The 5,376-nt window shown below is 70.1% G+C and carries 5 protein-coding genes; 3 read left to right on the top strand and 2 right to left on the bottom strand.

Translation table 11 applies throughout. The features are described 5' to 3' along the window. Positions 1-195 precede the first annotated feature (195 nt). Both ACZ4VL_RS39985 and ACZ4VL_RS39980 read right to left on the bottom strand, forming a co-directional pair. Complete coding sequence (locus ACZ4VL_RS39985) at positions 196-933, bottom strand: hypothetical protein (RefSeq protein ID WP_468210770.1); 738 nt, start codon at positions 931-933, stop codon at positions 196-198. A gap of 350 nt (positions 934-1,283) precedes the next feature. Beyond that, positions 1,284-2,177, bottom strand: coding sequence for an NADP-dependent oxidoreductase (locus ACZ4VL_RS39980; protein ID WP_468210767.1), 894 nt, complete (start codon positions 2,175-2,177; stop codon positions 1,284-1,286). A gap of 70 nt (positions 2,178-2,247) precedes the next feature. On the opposite strand from ACZ4VL_RS39980, the gene ACZ4VL_RS39975 reads away from it, so the two are divergent. From ACZ4VL_RS39975 to ACZ4VL_RS39965, 3 genes are all read left to right on the top strand, one after another. Beyond that, positions 2,248-2,853: a TetR/AcrR family transcriptional regulator gene (locus ACZ4VL_RS39975; protein ID WP_468210764.1), complete on the top strand. Its 606-nt coding sequence runs from the start codon at positions 2,248-2,250 to the stop codon at positions 2,851-2,853. Positions 2,854-3,761: 908 nt separating this feature from the next. Next, complete coding sequence (locus ACZ4VL_RS39970) at positions 3,762-4,811, top strand: COX15/CtaA family protein (protein WP_468210761.1); 1,050 nt, start codon at positions 3,762-3,764, stop codon at positions 4,809-4,811. Positions 4,812-4,985: 174 nt separating this feature from the next. Further along, the gene (locus tag ACZ4VL_RS39965; protein ID WP_133895650.1) at positions 4,986-5,108 is read left to right on the top strand and encodes a lasso RiPP family leader peptide-containing protein; all 123 of its coding nucleotides are present in this window, start codon (positions 4,986-4,988) and stop codon (positions 5,106-5,108) included. Positions 5,109-5,376: the final 268 nt, after the last annotated feature.

The raw sequence follows: 5,376 nt of genomic DNA, 5'->3' as shown, positions 1-5,376 counted from the left end.
ACCCCCCTCACTCCTCTCCGTCTTGTGTTTTTTCTTTTTTTTTTTTTTTTCCGCCCCTCCCCCCCCCCCCCCCCCCCCCCCCCCCCCCCCACGCCGCCACGCCGTCCCCTCCCCGGTAACGCGGTCCCGGTCAGCGACGCTTCAGGGCGCGACGCGTTCGCGTGAAGCGCTTCCGCGTCCGCCACCGGGCCCGGGTCAACCGCGGGGGTGGCCCGAGTGGTGACCGGGCTGGTGGTGAGGTGCGTACCCCTGCGGCCCCGGGTGGTAGCCGGCCTGCTGGGGTGCGTACCCCTGCCACGGCTGATGCACCGGGGTGCCTTGCGCGGGCTGCTGGTGGGACGCCAGGCCCGGATGCGGGCGGCGCAGCAACGCGTCGAAGCGGTCGTACAGGTCGCGTGCCTTGTCGGGCGGGGGAACGTAGGCGGTGACGGATCCGTCTGTCTGCTGGACCGTCACCACGGCGCCGACGCCGGGGTCAATCTGGTGCCACACTCCGGCGAGGGCCGCACCGGGAACCCACCCCGGCTCCCTCTCGTCGCCGCCACCGCGCCACCGACGCATCACTGTCCGCCGGTAGCTCGGGATCAGCAGTCCCGGGAGGGTGACCACCACGAGCAGGAAGAACACGACGCTCGCCACCACTCCGGAGGTCCAGTGCAGCAGCGCGAGGAGCGCCCCGTAGCAGACCGCGACGATGCCCACCCACAGACAGGCCTCGATGGCGGCATCCGGCGCTCCGACCTTCCGGAGCAGGCTGAAAAGGCCCACCGACGCGAGCAGCACCAGTGCGGTGACGCACCCGGCTTCTTCGCCGAGGAGCTTCTCGGCGGTACGGCCTACGCGCTGATCCGGCCTGACAACGAAGCCGTCTTCGTGGAACTGGACGCGTATCCGCCCACCTGGCGTGGCTCTCACGCCGTTGATCTCGTACATGGCGATCACGCTAGCCTCAACGTTCGCCCTCCGAAAAACCGCCCGGTTCGGTCCGGGACCGCGGCACCCCTTCGCCTCGTCGCGCCACGACCCGTCCAGCCGTCCCTGCGACGTTGCCCCCGGACGGCGCGGGGACGCCTTCCTCGGCGCTTCGCGCCCCGAGACCTCTGTCCGTGCCACGGGGAACTGAAGCCACGTGCCCAGGCGAACGCCCGCACGTCCGGTTCACGGCCGGCGGTGCGGTGCGCTGCGTGGCCGCCCCACGAGCCGCCGGGTCCTCGACCCGACAGCCTCGACCCTGCTGGGCGCCCACCCGTTGCCACCAGCGCACCCGTTCACCGGTGGGAGCTTCAGACGACCAGCACCCTGCGCCCGCGCGTGTGACCGGCCTTGCTGTCGATGTGCGCCGCCGCGGCCTCGGTGAGCGTGTACGACTTCTCGACCGGGATGTGGAGCCTTCCCCGCGAGATGAGGCCGACGGCCTCGGCGAGCGCCTCCGGCACACTCCCGGCCACGCCGGAGAAACGGACACCGAACCGTGGCGCATCGAGATCGGCGATGGAGACCACCTTCTGCGCGTCCCCGGTCAGCTCGACGAGCTCGCGGATCACGCCCGAGCCGGCCAGATCCAGAGCCGCGTCGAGACGGCCGAGCTCGCTCACCCGCTCCACCCAGCCCTCCCCGTACGTCGTGGCGAGGGCACCCAGGCTCCGCAGATAGTCCTGGTTCGCGGCTCCCGCCGTGCCGATCACCGTGATGCCCCGGTCCCGGGCGATCTGCAGCACCGCCGATCCGACTCCCCCGGACGCACCGCTGACCAGCAGCGTCTGCCCGGCGTGCACACCGACTTCGCGGATGACGCGCAGCGCGGTCTCCACCACGGAGGGGTACCCGGCCGCCTCTTCGAAGGTCAGCCCCACGGGCATGCGGGCCCAGGCCGACAGCACGGCGAACTCGGCATAGGTGCTCGACCCTTCGCCGAACACCTGGTCGCCGACCTCGACCCCTTCGACGCCCTGGCCGACCTCGTCGACCACCCCGGAGGCGTCCAGCCCGACTCCGGAGGGCAACTCGACGGGATGGGCCCCCAGGACCTGGCCTTCACGGAGTCTCCAGTCGACGGGGTTCACGCCCGCCGCCCGCACGGCGATGCGTATCTGGCCGGGGCCCGCATGGGGCTCCTCGGCATCCACGAGTTGCAGGACGTCCGGACCGCCGAACTCGGCGAAGCTCACCTTCTTCATGCGAACGACCGTAACACTAACGGATAGTGTTTTGTACTCGTTATGGATTTGCACCTGATAGCGTAAGAGCATGACCGTGCCGACCGGACGCCGTGAGCGCAAGAAGGCTGTGACCCGCCAGAAGATCGCCGACGCCGCCCTGCGACTCTTCCTGGAACACGGGTACGACACGGTGGGCATCCGTGACGTGGCCGCCGAGGCCGACGTCGCCGTCACCACGCTCTTCTCTCACTTCGCCTCGAAAGAGGCCCTGGTGTTCGAGCAGGACCAAGACTTCGAGCAACGCCTCATGCGGGCGGTCGCCGACCGGGCGCCGCACGAGCCGCTCATCCTCGCGCTGCGCCGCGAGATCCAGGCCCTGGTGCGCCACTGCACCGCGGACGAGGCCGCCCCGATCTGGCGCATGATCGACGCGTCCCCCGCCCTGCGGAAGTACGAGGAGTCGATGAGACTGCGCCACGCGGAGTCGCTGGCAACGGCCATCGCCGCCGATCCCGACCTGTCGCGGACGACGACGGCCTGCCGGGCGATCGCGAGGTTCGCGATCGACGCCTATTCGCTGGCCCGTGAGGCGGCCGATCCGAAGGCCGCGGTGGACGAGACCTTCCAGATGATCGAGGCGGCCTGGGAGGCCACCCGCCCCTCCACGAACTCCACCGGCACGCCCCGACCGTAGTCAGGGCTCGACCCCGCCCCGCGCCGTTTCGGCGAACCACGGCAACAGAGCGGATCAGTGCGCGAACCGACCTCGACCGCCCTGCACTGACGGCCTTCATGACCGGGTGAACCGCTACCCAGCCCCACCGGTGTACGGGGGCCGGCCGGAGAAGCCGCGCCCGTTCGGGCAAGTGCGGCGGGTCTGCGTGAAACCGGGCTCGTCCTCGACCTCCGTCTCCCCCGCACTCTCGTCGAACCCCTGGACACCGGCCGCGATCGCGCTGTACACCGCGACCGACCGTCACACGATCCGCTACCACCGGCTCCAGCGCGGCACCGCGGACCGGATCCGCAACCGGCGCGAACCTGGGTGGCGCGACGGCATCGCGCCGGGCCGGGCCAAGGCCCTGGAGGTGTCCGGGTCCGTCGACCTCGACACCGTCGAGCGCTCGCGTTGTCCGCGTGTTCGAGACAGCCGCGACGCGCGGAGCGAGCGCGGGGACCGGCTCGTCGGGCACACGAACGGACCGCCCGGCGGGGGCTCCGGCCACGCCCGGTTCGGTCGGTACCGCACTGGGCGTGGCCGACCTGGACCGGTACAGCGCCCGTGGGCGGGGCCGAGCAGTCCGCGTTCGGTCCTTGCAGGGCAGCGGGCCCGGGCAGTGAGGCGTCCTGGCTGAACGGTCGGAGCAGGGTCCGTACCGTGTCGGCGGGCGCTGCCGTCGGGTCGACGCGGCGCAGCGGTCGGGACCCGCCCGGGAAGTCGCCGTCGGAGCCCGTCCGCCCGCGCCGGAGCGCGCTCCGAATCCGCCTCTGTTTCCCCTCTCCCTTCCGTGGGCGACGCCCCGTCAGGCCGGGGTAAGCGCGCGGCGTAGGCTGGGGTTCCGTGCCATAACACGTAAAAGTGAAATAAGAGGAAGGCTGATCGTGCGAACTCCCCTCTCATGGCTTGCCGGCAGGTACTCGCTCGGAGTGAGAAGCGTCAGACGGGCCGCATTGGGCTCGGTCGTGGCAAGTATCGCGATCATCGTGACCGGTGGAATCGTCCGCGTCACCGGCTCCGGTCTCGGCTGCACCGATTGGCCCATGTGCACGGGAGAGACGCTGGCCCCCACTGCGGAAATGGGAGTGCACGGCGCCATCGAATTCGGGAACCGGCTCCTGACCGGGGTGCTGTGCGCGGTGGTGGGCTGGGTCATCATTACCGCACGCCTCCAGGAAAAGCCGATGCCCGCTGTGCTGCGCGGGGGCTGGGCCCAGTTCTGGATCGTGGTGCTGAACGCGGTCGTCGGCGGAGTGACCGTATGGATGCGGCTGAGCCCGTACATCGTCGCCGCCCACTTCCTCGCGGCCACGCTGCTGCTCACCGCCGCGGTGTACACCTGGCACGCGGCGTACGCCGACGAAGGTGCCGGTGCTGGTGCTGACCGTGCTGCGGGTGAGGCGAGCGGCCAGGGTGGCGGGGGTGTCCGGCCCGGCGTGACGACCCCGCTGGCGCCGCGGACCGCCGCGCGGATCCGGTCGCTGTCGGCGGTCCTGGTCGCGGTGACGGCCCTGCTGGTCGTCGTGGGCACGCTCGCCACCGGTTCCGGCCCGCACGCGGGCGACTCCTCCGACGTGGCGCGCATGCCCTTCGACTGGACGGTCGTGACCGTGGTCCACGGGGTGCTGGCCGGGGCGGTCCTGGTCCTGGCCGGAGTGCTGCTGTCCGCACTGCCCCGGGACGGCTTCGGTGCCGCGCGGCGCAAGGCCACCGTCTTCCTCGCCGTGCTGCTGGGCCAGGGCGTGGTGGGGCTCGTGCAGTCGCTGACGGCGCTGCCCTCCCTCGTCGTGATGCTCCACCTGCTGGGATCGGCCCTCGTGTGGACGGGAGTACTTCAGGTGCACTTCACGGTCAAGAGGGCCTCATTCGGCCATTTCGGTCAGCCGGGCGGCGCACCGCTGCCGCGTGCGCGGGGCGCCGCGACGCACGCCTGACCCACCGGGAGACCAGTGCATCTACCATGTACTCGCAATTGGAATTTCGCATTCCACTTTTGCCCGTATCGTGACTTCCGGCCATCACGGGCGGCAGCTTCGGAAAATCGTTCTCGCAGATCCCCGCTCCCGCTTGTTAGGTTCTCAATCAATCGAGCGAAGGGGGTGACACAAATGAACGACCACGAGGTTGTCGAGTACGAGGCGCCCGAGATGCTGCCCATCGGTGAGTTCTCCGAGCTCACGATGTGGTACGGCTGGGCCAGCAACGACGGTGAGGGCACGGCGATCATCTGATCGCCGCGCGCAAATTGGGTTGGCTAGGGGGATTCCTTGAGTGCGTCATGGTTCATCGCTTTCCCGGAGAACGTCGATGACGCATTCCCGGTCCCCACCGGGCCGCCTGAGAACACCGAAGTTCTGACGTACGCCTCGGGCCGGACATGGGTGGTCGCGGACCGCTCCCATTCCCAGGGCTGATTCAAAGTCGTGGTGATCTTGCCGGGGTGCTGGTCAGCTGATGCCCAGGAGCTTGAGCGGTCGGGTGAATGGTTCGTAGGACGCC

It is taken from the genome of Streptomyces sp. NPDC029014, assembly GCF_055564695.1.
Note: the sequence above shows the minus strand (reverse complement) of the source record. Positions and strands in the feature narration are given on the sequence as shown.